We start from the raw sequence: 14,384 nt of genomic DNA, 5'->3' as shown, positions 1-14,384 counted from the left end.
TCAGCTCCCCTGATCACTCCCTCTATTTTTGTAGTAGAGTAGCACGTACATCTACATTTGTAGAGACTCAGTACGGCGCGATCAGCCCGACGAGAACGGGAGTCGGCGCGGGCGTCTCGAGCGGCCGAGGAGGCAGGCAATGGGGCTCACAGACGAACAGTGGACTGCGGCCAGGCGGGTGGTGCACCGAGCCATCCGCAGCTCTTTGCACTGCAGCATCACATCGCTCAACGCCGATGGATCGCCGCATGTGACGCCGATCGGTTCGTTCTTGCCGACAAGCAAGGGGCGAGGCATCTACTTCGACGCCTTCAACAAGCAGCTCGCCGCGAATGTCGATCGTGACCCCCGCGTGACGATTCTGGCCGTCGACAGCGGCCCCGTGATGTGGGCGAAGTCGCTGCTCCGCGGTCATTTCGTGTCCGCACCCGGTATCCGACTCGTCGGAACGGTCGGTGAGCAACGTGAGTCCACCGAGCGAGAGGTCCAACGATTCCACGACCTCGTCGGCCCACTCCTCAAAACGAAGGGCGGGGTGCGAATGTGGGGGTCGCTGCCACTGGCTCGAGATGTCGTCATCGAAAGCATCGAGCCGATCCACATGGGGCCGATGACAGCAGACTTCCGCGCCTTCGGCTCGGCAGGTCAGTGACAACCCGCCTACACCGCAGTCAAGTGCCGGCCCCCACCGAGCAAGGCTGAGCACATCAGTCCCGGATGCGCACCGAGGCTGCGTCGGACGCCAGGTACCGCGCGCAGCTCCCGCGCGTCGGTCCGGGAGACTCCCAAACACGCCATACCCGTGCAAGAACGTCGATACGCTCGGTCAATGCAGCTTCGATCAAAGTTCGTTCGCGTCTTCGGCAGCTGCCTGGCTGCGACCGCCCTCGGCCTGACCTTGTTGACCGGAGCACCCGCGAATGCGGCCCCCGCCGCGCGACATGACGCAGCCACCGTCGTGCGCAGTTGCTCGGGCGCCAAACAGGTCCAGCCGCGAAACCTCACGTCGATCTACTGCGGCGACATGGGCGTCTACGTCACCGACATCACCTGGCTCGGCTGGACCGACAATTGGGCGGCCGGATTCGGGACCGAGCACCGAAAGCTCTGCGTTCCCAACTGCGCTTCCGGCGGGGTCGCAACCGCGCCGGTGGGGATCTGGTTGTTCGCACCGCACCGGGGCGACTTCACGCGCGTCTCGCTGTACTCCTCGGTGACCGCCCCGCCGCAGACCCATCAGCTGACGGGCCCACGCTCGCGCTGACCCGATTCCGACGCCGAGTCCCGAGCCCCACGGCACGACGAACCAGGCCGGCTCATGGCGCCAAGTGCCCTGCATAACGGCGAGCGCAAGCGCAACAATGGACTATGGACGTCACCGACCTGCTCTCCGACATGGCGCAACGACCCGTCGCCGCCGCCGAAGCCCTCCCGCTGCTGACCGTCGACCAGCTCAACGCGCACCCCGGCGATCACCCCAACTCCGTCGCGTGGCTGCTCTGGCACAGCGCACGCCAGGCCGATGTGCAGTTGGCCGACCTGACCGGGGCTCCGCCACGCTGGTCCGACTACCGCGACCGCTTCGACCTCGGCCCGATCGGCGACACGATGGGGTACGGCCACACTCCCGAACAGGCAGCGCAGATCAGGGCCGTCGACCAGCAACTGCTGATCGACTACCTGCGCGAGGTGTTGACCGAGCTGAGCCGCTACGCCGCCACCCTCTCGCCTGCCGACCTCGACGCCATCGTCGACCGCCGATGGGATCCGCCGGTCGCTCGCGGCGTCCGGCTCGTGTCGATCATCGACGACGCCGCCCAGCATGTCGGCCAGGCGGCCTACGCCGCGGGAATCCTCACCGCCGACGACGTGTGACGCCGACCGCTCCGACCGCGTCCGATCCCCGACAGCACAATCGAACAGTGGCACCATGAACTCATGCCGGTGAACATTCCGCGAGATCTTCCCGCCCGCACGATCCTCGAAGACGAAGGGATCTTCGTCATGTCCGACGAACGCGCCCGTTCGCAGGACATCCGGCCGATGCGCATCGCGATCCTCAACCTGATGCCGACCAAGAAGACCACCGAGACGCAGTTGCTGCGCGTGCTCGGCAATACGCCGCTGCAGGTGGAGGTGACCCTGCTGCACATGGCCAGTCATGCCTCGCGCAATACGCCGGCCGAGCACCTGAAGGCCTTCTACCGGACCTTCGACGACATCGCCGACCAGTACTTCGACGGCATGATCGTGACCGGCGCCCCGATCGAGCGGCTCGAGTTCGAAGACGTCGACTACTGGCCGGAGATGACGAAGATCCTGGACTGGAGCCGCGACCACGTCTACTCGACGATGCACATCTGCTGGGGCGCCCAGGCGGGCCTGTACCGGCACCACGGCGTGCAGAAGTACGAGCTGCCGAGCAAGCTGTCGGGTGTCTTCGAGCATCGCGTGGTCCGCCCGGACTCGGCGCTGCTGCGCGGATTCGACGACACGCTGGTGACGCCGCAGTCGCGCTTCACCGACGTGCATGCCGCCGACATCGAGGCGACCGGTGCCGTCGACATCCTCGCGGTCGGCGACGACGCCGGCGTGCTGCTCGCCGCGACCCCGGACCTGCGGCAGATCTTCATCACCGGCCATCCCGAGTACGACCGCGACACCCTCGACCTCGAGTACCGACGCGACTCGGAGGCAGGCATGAACCCCGCGCCGCCGACGAACTACTACCCCGACGACGACCCCGCCCGCGAACCCGCGGTCACCTGGCGCAGCACCGGCGTCCTGCTCTACGGAAACTGGCTGAACCACTGTGTGTACCAGCGGGTCCCGTTCGAGCAGGAGCTCGGCGAGCGCTGACCGACGGGTCTCGATACGCCGCCTCGCTGCGCTCAGTGGCTACTCGACCAGCCTGAAAAGGCACGCCAGACTGGTCGAGTAGGGCAAGGCGCACCCTGAAAGACGCACACCCAGGCAGGTCGGAGCAGACCCCGCCCCCAGGCTGGTCGAGTAGGGCGAGGCGCTAGCCGAGACCGTATCGAGACCCCGCAGGTCTCGATACGCCGCCTCGCTCCGCTCGGTGGCTACTCGACCACCCTGAAAGGCGCCCCAGACTGGGCGAGTAGGGCAAGGCGCACCCTGAAAAGGCACGTGCCCCAGGCAGGTCGAAGCAGACCCCGCCCCCAGGCTGGTCGAGTAGGGCAAGGCGCCAGCCGAGACCGTATCGAGACCCCACAGGCCTCGATACACCGCCTCGCTCCGCTCGGTGGCTACTCGACCACCCTGAAAGGCAGGGCCCCAGGCCGACCGGAGCAGACCTTCAGGCTCATCGAGTAGCCCGCGAACGGAGTGAGCGAGCGTATCGAGATGCCGGCCCGCTCCACCGCGAGCCGGCTCCGCGCAACCGGGGAGAACAACGCTCCCGGCAGCGGTTTCACCGGTTAATCTGCAACGCATGCTCACGTGGAAGCAGGTCCCGGCCGACGCCGCCGTCGTCGCCCCCGATGAACGTCTGTCATGGGCGCGAACCGTCGGCATAGGCGCCCAGCACGTGGTCGCCATGTTCGGCGCCACCTTCCTGGTCCCGGTTCTGACCGGCTTCCCGCCGTCGACGACGCTGCTGTTCTCCGGCATCGGCACCATCACGTTCCTCCTCGTCACCGGCAACCGGGTGCCCAGCTATCTGGGTTCGAGCTTCGCGGTGATCGCTCCGGTGATCGGCGCGGTCGGCGCACACGGAACCGGCAGCGCTCTCGGCGGCCTCATCGTCCTCGGCGCGACGCTGGTCGTCATCGGCGCCGTGGTCCACGTGGTCGGCACGCATTGGATCGACGTGGTGCTGCCACCGGTGGTCACCGGCGCGATCGTCGCGCTGATCGGGTTCAACCTGGCTCCGGCGGCGAAGAACAACTTCGAGAAGGGGCCGGTCGTCGGCCTGGTCACCCTGGTGCTGATGGTCCTGGTCCTGGCCTTCTTCCGCGGCCTGCTCGGCCGGCTGGCGATCTTCGTCGCGGTCGTCGCCGGGTATCTGCTGGCGCTGGCGATGGGCCAGGTCGACACCTCCGCCATCGCGTCCGCGGCGTGGATCGGCCTGCCCGACTTCCAGGCCCCCACCTTCCACCTCTCGGTGCTGCCGCTGTTCCTGCCCGCGGTGATCGCGCTGGTCGCCGAGAACATCGGCCACGTCAAATCGGTGGCGCAGATGACCGGACGCGACCTGGATCCGGTCACCGGCCGCGCCCTGATCGGCGACGGCCTCGCGACGATGTTCGCCGGTGCGGGCGGCGGCACGGCGACGACCACCTACGCCGAGAACATCGGCGTCATGGCCGCCACCCGCGTCTACTCCACGGCCGCCTACTGGATCGCGGCGCTGGTCGCCATCGCGCTGTCGCTGTGCCCGAAGATCGGCGCCGTCATCTCCGCGGTGCCGGCGGGCGTCCTCGGCGGCGCGACCGTCGTTCTGTACGGGCTGGTCGGCATCCTCGGCGTCCGGATCTGGCTCACCAACCACGTCGACTTCTCCCAGCCGATCAACCAGATGACGGCCGCCATCCCGCTGATCATCGGAATCGCCGACTTCACATGGCGCATCGGCGATCTGACGTTCACGGGCATCTCCCTCGGCTCGATCGCCGCGCTGGCGGTCTACCACGGGATGCGGCTGGCCTCGGCTGCGCGCGGCGGTGCCGACGACACCGTCGAATCGACAGCTGCGCCGAGCCGATAGTGCCGGGCCGCGCAACCTGCCGCAAGCGCGATAATGACAGTCATTACCATTAGATGCATGGAGAGCCCCGCCCAGACGCCCCGCGCCGCACGCGGAACGACCATCGCACGACCGTCGCCAACCCAGCGTCACGGCGGGCGCGACTGGCCGAGTCGCGCCCGATGCCGAGACAGCCCGGTCGACGCCTTCTACCCTCCCACCGGCGAGAGCCGAGGCCTGCGCAGACGGCGAGAAGAACTCGCGAAACAGGTGTGCGCCGAGTGCCCGGTGCGACGACAGTGTCGCGACTACGCGCTGGCCGCCGACGAACCCTACGGCGTCTGGGGAGGGATGACCGAGACCGAGCGCCGACGGCAGATTCACCGAGGTCGGCCCGGGCCGGAATAGGTTCCGCTCCCGCGCGGTTGACTCAGCTGGATCGGTTGCGTTCGTGTCCCCCGGGCTCAACCCTTTGCCTTCGCAGAGTTCCGTTCGGCTGGAGCTGCGTTGCGCCTTTCGCCGAGAGGCGACCGAGCGCGCCGGTCCCCTACTTCGCCGGAGCCCCAGGGTTCAGAAGGTCGGGTGCATCTGCCCGGCCCCACGCCGCACAGATGCACCCGAGACCCTCGCGATCTACCGGCGGTGGCACCCCGACGCCAATCCGGGCCGAATGACGCCAATCCCGGGCCACCCTTGGTTACCCGCGAGTAACAACGGCGCCGAGGTCGGCTACGATTGCCGCACATGTCCTGAACGCATCGGGGCCGCCGGTAGTCTCGACGACCCTGGTCGTCGACTCGCGTGCCGCTGATGCGATGTTCGTCGATCGCCTCGGGAGCAAGCCATGACCACCGCACCACCCACACCGAAGATGCAGAGATCGCGGCTCGTCCGGCTGATCGTCGCGTTGCTGGTGACCATTCCGCTCGTGTTGGCCGCCGTCTACATGTGGGTTCTGTGGGATCCGACCAAGAAGGTCGACCAGATGCCCGTCGCGATCGTCAACAGCGACGCCGGCTACGTCAAGGACGGCGAGCCGCTCGAAGCGGGCGCCCAGGTGGCGAAGAATCTGGTCGACTCGAAGTCGTTGGGCTTCAAGCTGACCGACAAGAACGACGCGTACTACGGGCTGAAGACGGGCCACTACTACTTCGTCATCGAGATCCCCGAGAACTTCAGCGAGACGCTGGGCACCATCGCCACTGCGGCGCAGGCCCCGGCGCTGATGACCGTCACGTTCAACGACTACGACACGCTCAAGGCCTCCCAGATCGGCGGCTCGGCGATGGAGAAGATCCAACAGTCGGTACTCAAGGGCGTCGCCGCGACCACCGTCGGCGGCCTGGTCGACGGCGTGCAGACGCTCGGCGACGGACTGCGGACGGCGGCCGACGGTTCGGTGCAGCTCTCCGACGGCACCAAGACCCTGTCCGAGGGCACCCAGACTCTCGTCGACGGCATCACCGGCGAACTGCAGCCCGGCGTCGGCACGGCGCGCGAGGGCGGCGCCAAGCTGGCCGACGGCGCGGGCACCCTGTCGGCCGGATTGGTGACGCTACAGGGCGGCACCGACAAACTCGGCGACGGCGCCACCCAGGTGGCCGACGGCATCGAGAAGCTGACCGGCCAGATTCCGCTCGCCGAAGTCGAGAAGCTGCTCAAGCAGGCGCAGGCCGCGCTCCCGAACTCCTCGCAGTTGTCCACCGTGATGACCCTGATCGACGGACTGCAAGCGCTGAAGGCGGGCAGCCGTCAGATCGCCACCGAGCTCACCGACCCGAACGCGCAGTACCGCGGCGGACTGAACAAGCTGGTCGACGGCGGTGCGCAGCTCAGCAGCGGCGCCTCCGAGCTGTCGGCCGGTCTGGTCAAGATCGACGCGGGCGTGGCCAAGGTGGCCGACGGCGCGGTCCGCCTCAACGAGGGCGCCAAACAGCTCGACGCCGGCGCAGGCAAGCTCAGCACCGGCCTGGTGGCCGGGTCGGAGAAGGCCCCCGACTTCGGCGACCAGGACGCCCGCGTCTCGCTGGCCCAGCTGATCTCGACGCCGGTCGCCAAGCAGACCGTGCACGTGGCTCAGGCCCAGTTCCAGGGTCCGGGCGGCGCGGTCACCATTCTGATCATCGCCACCATGCTGATCCCGATCGTCGTGTTCATGAGCTTCCGCGGCCATCGCTTCGTCACCGACGACGAGAGCCCCCGCAGCCTGCGGACCGTCGCCCGCCGCGGCCTGGCCGTCAGCGCCATCAGCCTGGCCGGCGTCCTGGTGGCGGGCATCGGCGCCTGGCTCTGGCTCGATCCGGCACCGAACCCGGTCCACCTGTGGCAGGTGATCCTGATATCGGCGGCCGCCACGTTGATGAACGTGGCCCTGATCTCGATCCTGTTCACCCTGTTCGGGTACATCGTGGGTGCGCTGAGCTCACTGGCCTGGATGATGCTGCAGCTGTTCTCGTACGGCGGCATCTGGATGATCCAGACCGTGCCCGCCCCGTTCCAGTGGCTGCATTGGATCTCCCCGATGACCCTGGTGCGCCACGGCTACATCGCCGCGTTCAACGGGGTGCCCGGCTTCGCCCCGACGCTGGTGAGCCTGCTGCTGCTGGCCGTCGCCGGTGCGGGTGCGACGCTCGCCGCCGCCCGCTACCAGCGCAAGCGGTACGCGGACGCGGTGTCGCCGGAGGCCGACCCCCGCGACGAGCAGGTGCCGGAGCCGACTCCGGTGTAGCCGGACCGTCGCGCCGTCACCGAGGCCGCATCTCGCCCCACTCGGGGCCCGAGGTGCGGCCTCGGCGCATTCGGCCCCCCCGCGCGTCCGACGGTTCCGTCCCCGTACCCGACTACCGCCCGTCGACCACGACGCCGCGGTGCAGTGCCACGAGCCGGTCGACCAGATCGCCGGCGATCTCACCGGTCCGGCCGTACTCGGCCAGCACCGCGCCGACGATCGAGTCGACCATCGTCTCGATGTCGCCCTGCAGTCGCAGTGAACCGTCGTCGATCCCGGCCTGCAATTCCTCGGCGAGCGCTCGCCGATGGACCTGCAGCACCGAGCGGAAGGTCGTGGTGAAGGAGGGGTCCGCATTCGACAGCAGCGCGGCGAAACCGCCGAAGCCGATGCCGTCGAGGATCATCGCGACAGCGTGCTCGACCACCCAGCGGAGTCGGCCCTCGCCGGAGATGTCGTGCTCATCGGGCCCCAGCGGGTCGGCGAGCTCGGTGAGCGCATCGGCCAACATCTCGTCGCGGTCGGCGAACCGCCGATACACCGTGGTCCGGGCGACGCCGGCGTGCGCGGCCACCCGCTCGATGGTCACCGCCGACGGCCCTTTGGTACGCAACAGTTCTCGTGCAGCATCGGCGATCTTGGCCGAACTGGCCGAACGCGGCGTCGTCATCTGAGCACTCCCACCGTCGAATTGAGACTCATCGGCCCTAACGGTACACTGCGTGTATCGCTACACTACATGTAGCGTTTTCTTCCAACTTTCTCTGAGCCTGGGAGGTTCCCGCATGTCCTCATCCGCTTCCGCCGCCGTCGCACCGGCAGACGTCGCCCCCGCCAAGGTCACCCCGCTGTTCATCGGCTACGCGCTGATGCTGGTGCAGTTCATCCTGCTCGGCCTGTTCCTGGCCGGCCTCGCCTTCGACGTCGCCGCGAGCACCATCACCGCCCTCGGCATCGCCTGGGGAATCCTGCTCGTCCTCTCGCTGGCCGCGATGACCTTCCAGGCGGTCGTCAACCGACGCCAGGAGGCCGACGGCGCCTTCCCGAGCCCGCACCTGCTTATCCCGACCGAGTCGCAGCACCGCGTCTCGCAGTACATGGTCCTGTACCGCGACGAGGCGAGCGCCGCACCCGCCGAGGTCGAGACCGAACGCATCGCCGCCTGACCACGGCTATCTCGCGGGCGGCTGCGACGGATCGACGGCGGCGCCACCGTCCGTCCCCGCCCCCGCCGAACCCGAACCAAACCCGGCGCACAGTTCTATCGTGAGACTCATGGCCACCGACGAGAACAGCACCGGTCCGGATCTCAAGCCGCGCAGCCGCGACGTCACCGACGGTCTGGAGCGGTCCGCAGCACGCGGCATGCTCCGCGCCGTCGGGATGGGTGACGACGACTGGGCCAAACCGCAGATCGGCGTCGGTTCCTCGTGGAACGAGATCACCCCGTGCAACCTGTCGCTCGACCGCCTCGCCAAGGCCGTGAAGGAAGGCGTTCACGAAGCGGGCGGCTATCCGCTCGAGTTCGGCACCATCTCCGTCTCCGACGGCATCTCGATGGGTCACGAGGGCATGCACTTCTCCCTGGTCTCGCGCGAGGTGATCGCCGACAGCGTCGAGACCGTGATGAGCGCCGAACGACTCGACGGCTCGGTGCTGCTGGCCGGCTGCGACAAGTCGCTGCCCGGCATGCTGATGGCGGCGGCGCGGCTGGATCTGGCCTCGGTGTTCCTGTACGCCGGCTCCACCCTGCCCGGCTACGCCACGCTCTCGGACGGCACCGAGCACCAGGTGACGATCATCGACGCCTTCGAAGCGGTCGGCGCCTGCGCGCGCGGACTGATGAGCCGCGAGGACGTCGACACCATCGAACGATCCATCTGCCCGGGCGAGGGCGCCTGCGGCGGCATGTACACCGCCAACACGATGGCCAGCGCCGCGGAGGCCCTGGGCATGTCGCTGCCGGGCAGCGCCGCCCCGCCGGCCCCCGACCGTCGCCGCGACCGTTACGCCCGCGAGTCCGGCGCCGCCGTCGTCGAACTGCTGCGCCGCGGCATCACCGCCCGCGACATCATGACCAAGGAGGCCTTCGAGAACGCCATCTCGGTGCTGATGGCGCTCGGCGGCTCCACCAACGCGGTCCTGCACCTGCTGGCGATCGCCTACGAGGCCGACGTCGATCTCACGCTCGCCGACTTCTCCCGCATCGGCGCCCGCGTCCCGCACCTGGCCGACGTCAAACCCTTCGGCGCGCACGTGATGACCGACGTCGACCGCATCGGCGGCATCCCCGTGGTGATGAAAGCCCTGCTCGACGCGGGACTGCTGCACGGCGACTGCCTCACCGTCACCGGGGCGACGATGGCGCAGAACCTCGCGCACATCGCGCCGCCCGACCCCGACGGGCAGGTCCTGCGTGCCCTCGACTCCCCGATCCACCCCACCGGGGGCATCACCATCCTGCACGGCAGCCTCGCCCCCGAGGGCGCGGTGGTGAAGTCCGCGGGCTTCGACACCGACGTCTTCGAGGGCACCGCCCGCGTCTTCGATCGCGAGCGCGCCGCCATGGACGCCCTCGAAGACGGCACCATCACCGCCGGCGACGTCGTCGTCATCCGGTACGAGGGCCCGAAGGGCGGTCCCGGCATGCGCGAGATGCTGGCGATCACCGGCGCCATCAAGGGCGCGGGACTCGGCAAAGACGTGCTGCTGCTGACCGACGGTCGGTTCTCCGGCGGCACCACCGGCCTGTGCGTGGGCCACGTGGCGCCCGAGGCCGTCGACGGCGGCCCCGTCGCCGCGGTCCGCGACGGCGACCGCATCCGTCTCGACGTGTCGGCGGGCACCCTGGACGTCCTCCTCGACGACGCCGAGATCGCCTCGCGCCTCGACGGTTTCGAGCCGCTGCCGCCGCGCTACACCCGCGGCGTGCTCGCCAAGTACGCCAAGCTCGTCACCTCGGCGTCGCAGGGCGCGATCTGCGAGTGAGCCCTGAGCGACCGCCCCGTCGGCAGCCGCGATGCTCGGGTTCACCCGCGATGCCGGACGACATTCGAGACGCTCCGGAGCATCTCGAATGTCGGTGAGCGTCTCGAACGCCACCGCGGAGCGTCGGCACGACGGCGGTCGGCACCGCGACCCTCACGCGCACCCGCTCGTCATTGCGACCAGCCAGGGCAGCAGCACCGAGCCGCTGAGGACGGCCAGCACCACGCTCTGCGCAGACGTCGCGACCACCGTCGTGCGACCGCGCGCGGGCCTGTTGTCCCCGACCAGCGTGCGGATCCGATGCGGCCCCACCGCGTGCAGCGCCGTCCCGTGCATCCGAGCCGGTCGGTCGGCATCGTCGGCGCTCAGACGCAGCAGCGCCGACACGAGCGGGCGGGTGCCCGAGCGGGCGCGGGCGGCGTTGTCGGCGGCGATCTCCAGATACAGCGGAATGGCCGCCGCCACGGCCCGGATCAGCGGAACCGGCCGCAACACGACCCCGACGTGCCTGCTCAGCGCTGCGATCAGATGATGCCGCTGGGCGATGTGCGCATGCTCGTGCGCCAGGACCGCGTCGAGCTCCTCCGGTCCCAGCGCACACAGCGCGCCCTCGCTCACCACGATCCCGCCGCGATGCGCCGGCAGCGCGAACGCCTCGGCGCAGTCGTCGTCGATCACCAGCACCCGGTGTCCGCTGATCGACCGCACGACCGCGCGTTCGCGGATCCGGGCCGCCGCCTGCCCGGCGCTGATCTCGCCCGCGGCCAGCCGCGCCCCGACGACCACCAGCGCACCGAGCACCAGGAGCGTCGGCCCGGCCAGCATGACGAACGCCGGAATCCCCAGATCGAGCACCGGCTCGGCCCACGGGTTCGACGACTCCAGGCAGCGCCGACAGGCCCCGTAGCTCCCCTCGGCGGCGGTGCCGGTCAGCAACCACGCGAACAACGGCCCGACCGCCACGAAGGCGATCAGCCACACGAGCACCGTCGTCGTCAGCAGGGCGACAGCCGCGCGCGGCCACCGAGCCAACGCCGGCGACGCCGCCTGAATGAGCCGCGGACCGGTCAACGCCGCGGTCACCAGCACCACGACGAAGGCCGCCGCCGACATCGCCGCGGTCACGGCTGCTCGTCGGATTGCGCGTCGGGCTCCTCGCCGGGTGGCGCGGCGCTGAGGTACCGGCGCAGCAGCTCGGCGTCGTCGTCGGAGATCCCCTCGACGAAGTGCAGCATCGACGCGGCGCGGTCGCCGCTGGCGGCCAGGGCCTGGCTCATCAGGTTCGCCGCGTGGACGTCGCGGCTGTACCGGGCGTGGTAGTGAACCGAGCGGCGCCGACGGTTGGCGCCGACGAACTTCTTGCGTTCCAGATTCCGCAGCACCGTCGCGATCGTGGTGTAGGCGGGGGTCGTCGGCAGCGCCTCGATGATCTCCCGGACGGTCGACGGCCCGTTGTCCCACAGCACGTCGATGACCTGCTGTTCGAGGGTGCCCAACCGCACGGGCTTGTCAGCGGCCATCGGTCGCCCCTCCCACTCGGACCGGGCACTGCTCGCGCACCTGCAGTCGGACCGCGATCGCGGTCCACAGCAGGCCGAGCCCGGCGACGGCCAGCACCGGCTGCATCGGCGCGAACCACGTCTGCGCACCCGCGTAACCGAAGGCCAGGAGCGCGAGCTTGTTGCAGACGGGGCAGCCGACGGCGAACCACGACGCCACCGCGCCCAGCCCGCCGAGCCTGCCCGAACCGGCGTCCGACGAACAGTCGCGCCCGTCGCCGGTTCCGGTGCTGTCGACCGACACATAGGTCGCGGCCAGCAGTCCCGACAGCAGCGACGCCGCCACCAGCACCGGGTAGTTCCACGCGACCGGCGCGATGTCGCGGCCGAAGACGTCGTTCGGGATCAGGACCGTGGCCCATCCGACGAACAAGCCGACCGTGAGGGCCACCACCGCGGCCGTCAGCGCCTGCCGCGGCGTCGCCGAACGCACCGCGTCGAGGGCGAGTCGTCCGGATTCCCGCCACGCGCGACCGAACCGAACCGAGGGAGCCATGCCGTCGATTATGCACAGTTGACGACTATCTTGCATAGTTGATTACTATCCGACTTAGTAATACCGGCGAGCGCACCGCGCCCCGACCCCCTCGGCGATTCAGATGGAAGTGGAGCAACCCTTGTCCCAGCACTCGACGAAGCGCAACCGCTGGCTGGTGCCCGGCCTGGTCGTCGTGGTCGCCGCCGCCCTGATCGGTTTCGTCGCCTTCCTCAACACCGGCGACGACGACGGGGCCGCACCGCAGGCCGATTCCGGAGCGACGTACCCGTACGACATCGGGGTGGAACGGCGCGACGCCGCCGATCCCCTCGCCTTCGGCCCAGTGGACGCGCCGGTCACCATGGTCGTGTTCAGCGACTTCCAATGCCCCTACTGCGCCAAGTGGTCGCAGGAGGCCTTCCCCGCACTGCTCGAACGCACCGAGAAGGGGCAGCTGCGCATCGAGATGCGCGACCTGAGCATCTTGGGCGAGGAGTCCCGTCTGGCGGCGCAGGCCGCATACGCGGCCGCCCTGCAGGACCGCTACCTGGACTTTCACGGCGCGCTGTTCGCGAACGGCAAAAAGCGACCGGCCGACGAGCTGACCACGGACGCCCTGGTCCGGACCGCCACCGGCCTCGGCCTCGACGCCGACCGATTCCGCGCCGACATGCTCTCCGCGAGCATCGATGCCGCGGTCGACGAGAACCAGCGGACCGCCGAGGCGGTCGGGGCGTACTCCACCCCGTCGTTCATCCTCGGCGGCCAGCCCATCGCCGGCGCCGCTCCCGCGCAGACCTATCTCGACAAGCTCGACGCGCTTCTACCGTCGGACGGAGAGTGACCGCGTGGACATCGGTCTGCTCGCCGCCTTCGTCGGCGGCGTCCTCGCTCTCCTGAGCCCCTGCAGCGCACTGCTGCTGCCCGCCTTCTTCGCCGCGACGGTGGGGGCGCGCGGCAAGCTCCTGGTGCACGGCGCCGTCTTCTACGTCGGACTGCTGATCACCCTGCTGCCGGTCGGCATCGGGGTGGGCGCGCTCGCCGGGACGCTCGCCGCGCACCGGACCGCGGTGATCGCGGTCGCGTCGATCGTGATCGTGGCATTGGGCGTCATCACGATCGTCGGCCGCGGCTTCGATCTGAGCCGAGCGGTTCCCGGCGTCCCGCGCCTGCAGGAGCTGTCCATGCAACGCGCAGGCCTGGTCAAGACGCTGCTTCTCGGTGCCGTCAGCGGCGTGGCCGGCTTCTGCACCGGCCCCATCCTGGGCGCCGTCCTGACGATGGCGGCATCGCGCGGGATGGGCGGGGCGGGAGTCCTGCTCTGCGTCTACGCGTTGGGCATGGTGGTTCCCCTGCTGCTGATCGCCGCCCTGTGGAGCCGGATCGGCGACCGCACGCGCACCCTTCTGCGCGGCCGCGAACTCTCGTGGGGTCGGGTCCGCCTTCACACCGTCAACCTGGCGACCGGACTCCTGCTGATCGTCGTCGGCGTGATGTTCTGGTTCACCAACGGATTCATCACGCTGCCCGAGCCGGTCGATTCCGACACTCAGTTGCGCCTCCAGGACGCCGCGTCGTTCCTGTCGAATCCGGTCGTCGACGTCATCGCCATCGTCGTCCTCACCGCGGCCGTCCTCGGCCTGTGGTGGCGCGCTCAGCGACGCGCCGACTGATCCTCCCGACCGACGGTACTCGAGGCCCGACGGTGGAGGGCCGGTGGCGGGCGCTCCCCCCAAGGATTTCACCCGCCACCGACCCGGACACCGCACGATCCGCCGACAGTTCCGGATCGGCCGTGCCCGTCGTACTCAACCGAGCACGCAGTTATCATACAGCAAACACCTACCGGTGAGTAAGACGAGGCCTGCGAGAAAATCGGTCAATGAGGTGAACCCCGGCGAAACACTAAGTCGGACCGCGGAA

Annotated in this window: 15 protein-coding genes; 11 read left to right on the top strand and 4 right to left on the bottom strand. The window is 69.2% G+C overall.

The features are described 5' to 3' along the window. Positions 1 to 139 precede the first annotated feature (139 nt). From AAFO60_RS15085 to AAFO60_RS15055, 7 genes are all read left to right on the top strand, one after another. Positions 140 to 652, top strand: a complete 513-nt coding sequence (locus tag AAFO60_RS15085; protein ID WP_347957039.1) for a pyridoxamine 5'-phosphate oxidase family protein — start codon at positions 140 to 142, stop codon at positions 650 to 652. A gap of 177 nt (positions 653 to 829) precedes the next feature. After that, positions 830 to 1,264, top strand: a complete 435-nt coding sequence (locus AAFO60_RS15080) for a hypothetical protein (RefSeq protein WP_347957038.1) — start codon at positions 830 to 832, stop codon at positions 1,262 to 1,264. Between the two features lie 104 nt (positions 1,265 to 1,368). Then, positions 1,369 to 1,875 carry a mycothiol transferase gene (locus AAFO60_RS15075; protein ID WP_347957037.1) on the top strand — a complete coding sequence of 169 codons (507 nt, stop codon included), beginning with the start codon at positions 1,369 to 1,371 and terminating at the stop codon, positions 1,873 to 1,875. Positions 1,876 to 1,938: 63 nt separating this feature from the next. Continuing rightward, complete coding sequence (gene metA, locus AAFO60_RS15070; RefSeq protein ID WP_347957036.1) at positions 1,939 to 2,859, top strand: homoserine O-acetyltransferase MetA; 921 nt, start codon at positions 1,939 to 1,941, stop codon at positions 2,857 to 2,859. 595 nt (positions 2,860 to 3,454) lie between these two features. Further along, positions 3,455 to 4,729, top strand: coding sequence for a uracil-xanthine permease family protein (locus tag AAFO60_RS15065; protein WP_347957035.1), 1,275 nt, complete (start codon positions 3,455 to 3,457; stop codon positions 4,727 to 4,729). 33 nt (positions 4,730 to 4,762) lie between these two features. Beyond that, the gene (locus AAFO60_RS15060) at positions 4,763 to 5,116 is read left to right on the top strand and encodes a WhiB family transcriptional regulator (RefSeq protein WP_347957034.1); all 354 of its coding nucleotides are present in this window, start codon (positions 4,763 to 4,765) and stop codon (positions 5,114 to 5,116) included. A 436-nt stretch (positions 5,117 to 5,552) separates the two neighbouring features. Further along, on the top strand, positions 5,553 to 7,436 hold the full coding sequence (locus AAFO60_RS15055; RefSeq protein ID WP_347957033.1) for a YhgE/Pip domain-containing protein: 1,884 nt from the start codon (positions 5,553 to 5,555) through the stop codon (positions 7,434 to 7,436). Positions 7,437 to 7,548: 112 nt separating this feature from the next. Here the strand turns inward: AAFO60_RS15055 and AAFO60_RS15050 are convergent, their stop codons facing one another. Then, positions 7,549 to 8,106 (bottom strand): TetR/AcrR family transcriptional regulator, encoded by a 558-nt coding sequence (locus AAFO60_RS15050; RefSeq protein ID WP_347957032.1) that lies wholly within the window; start codon positions 8,104 to 8,106, stop codon positions 7,549 to 7,551. Positions 8,107 to 8,221: 115 nt separating this feature from the next. Here AAFO60_RS15050 and AAFO60_RS15045 point away from each other — a divergent pair, with 115 nt between their 5' ends. Then, the gene (locus AAFO60_RS15045; RefSeq protein ID WP_347957031.1) at positions 8,222 to 8,602 is read left to right on the top strand and encodes a hypothetical protein; all 381 of its coding nucleotides are present in this window, start codon (positions 8,222 to 8,224) and stop codon (positions 8,600 to 8,602) included. 109 nt (positions 8,603 to 8,711) lie between these two features. Then, positions 8,712 to 10,424, top strand: a complete 1,713-nt coding sequence (gene ilvD / locus AAFO60_RS15040) for a dihydroxy-acid dehydratase (protein WP_347957030.1) — start codon at positions 8,712 to 8,714, stop codon at positions 10,422 to 10,424. Positions 10,425 to 10,577: 153 nt separating this feature from the next. Here ilvD and AAFO60_RS15035 read toward each other — a convergent pair whose 3' ends face one another. From AAFO60_RS15035 to AAFO60_RS15025, 3 genes are read right to left on the bottom strand one after another with little or no spacing between them, the layout of a single operon-like run. Continuing rightward, positions 10,578 to 11,549 (bottom strand): M56 family metallopeptidase, encoded by a 972-nt coding sequence (locus AAFO60_RS15035; RefSeq protein WP_347957029.1) that lies wholly within the window; start codon positions 11,547 to 11,549, stop codon positions 10,578 to 10,580. After that, a complete protein-coding gene (locus AAFO60_RS15030) occupies positions 11,546 to 11,944 on the bottom strand; it encodes a BlaI/MecI/CopY family transcriptional regulator (protein WP_347957028.1) in 399 nt (132 codons plus the stop codon). The genes AAFO60_RS15035 and AAFO60_RS15030 overlap by 4 nt, the downstream gene beginning before the upstream one ends. Beyond that, positions 11,934 to 12,479 carry a hypothetical protein gene (locus AAFO60_RS15025; RefSeq protein WP_347957027.1) on the bottom strand — a complete coding sequence of 182 codons (546 nt, stop codon included), beginning with the start codon at positions 12,477 to 12,479 and terminating at the stop codon, positions 11,934 to 11,936. Before AAFO60_RS15025 ends, AAFO60_RS15030 begins: the two co-directional genes overlap by 11 nt. Positions 12,480 to 12,600: 121 nt before the next feature. On the opposite strand from AAFO60_RS15025, the gene AAFO60_RS15020 reads away from it, so the two are divergent. After that, on the top strand, positions 12,601 to 13,305 hold the full coding sequence (locus AAFO60_RS15020) for a DsbA family protein (RefSeq protein ID WP_347957026.1): 705 nt from the start codon (positions 12,601 to 12,603) through the stop codon (positions 13,303 to 13,305). Between the two features lie 4 nt (positions 13,306 to 13,309). Next, positions 13,310 to 14,134 carry a cytochrome c biogenesis CcdA family protein gene (locus AAFO60_RS15015; protein ID WP_347957025.1) on the top strand — a complete coding sequence of 275 codons (825 nt, stop codon included), beginning with the start codon at positions 13,310 to 13,312 and terminating at the stop codon, positions 14,132 to 14,134. Positions 14,135 to 14,384: the final 250 nt, after the last annotated feature.

The sequence above is a fragment of the Gordonia aichiensis genome (assembly GCF_039946255.1).
Classification (GTDB): domain Bacteria; phylum Actinomycetota; class Actinomycetes; order Mycobacteriales; family Mycobacteriaceae; genus Gordonia; species Gordonia aichiensis_A.
Note: the sequence above shows the minus strand (reverse complement) of the source record. Positions and strands in the feature narration are given on the sequence as shown.

What these genes read in the sequence shown, in the direction of transcription:
- metA (WP_347957036.1), top strand. Translation starts at nt 1,939, where the DNA reads ATGCCGGTGAACATTCCGCGAGATCTTCCCGCCCGCACGATCCTCGAA.
- AAFO60_RS15085 (WP_347957039.1), top strand. Translation starts at nt 140, where the DNA reads ATGGGGCTCACAGACGAACAGTGGACTGCGGCCAGGCGGGTGGTGCAC.
- AAFO60_RS15055 (WP_347957033.1), top strand. Translation starts at nt 5,553, where the DNA reads ATGACCACCGCACCACCCACACCGAAGATGCAGAGATCGCGGCTCGTC.
- AAFO60_RS15075 (WP_347957037.1), top strand. Translation starts at nt 1,369, where the DNA reads ATGGACGTCACCGACCTGCTCTCCGACATGGCGCAACGACCCGTCGCC.
- AAFO60_RS15030 (WP_347957028.1), bottom strand. Translation starts at nt 11,944, where the DNA reads ATGGCCGCTGACAAGCCCGTGCGGTTGGGCACCCTCGAACAGCAGGTC.
- AAFO60_RS15050 (WP_347957032.1), bottom strand. Translation starts at nt 8,106, where the DNA reads ATGACGACGCCGCGTTCGGCCAGTTCGGCCAAGATCGCCGATGCTGCA.
- AAFO60_RS15025 (WP_347957027.1), bottom strand. Translation starts at nt 12,479, where the DNA reads ATGGCTCCCTCGGTTCGGTTCGGTCGCGCGTGGCGGGAATCCGGACGA.
- ilvD (WP_347957030.1), top strand. Translation starts at nt 8,712, where the DNA reads ATGGCCACCGACGAGAACAGCACCGGTCCGGATCTCAAGCCGCGCAGC.
- AAFO60_RS15045 (WP_347957031.1), top strand. Translation starts at nt 8,222, where the DNA reads ATGTCCTCATCCGCTTCCGCCGCCGTCGCACCGGCAGACGTCGCCCCC.
- AAFO60_RS15060 (WP_347957034.1), top strand. Translation starts at nt 4,763, where the DNA reads ATGACAGTCATTACCATTAGATGCATGGAGAGCCCCGCCCAGACGCCC.
- AAFO60_RS15065 (WP_347957035.1), top strand. Translation starts at nt 3,455, where the DNA reads ATGCTCACGTGGAAGCAGGTCCCGGCCGACGCCGCCGTCGTCGCCCCC.
- AAFO60_RS15080 (WP_347957038.1), top strand. Translation starts at nt 830, where the DNA reads ATGCAGCTTCGATCAAAGTTCGTTCGCGTCTTCGGCAGCTGCCTGGCT.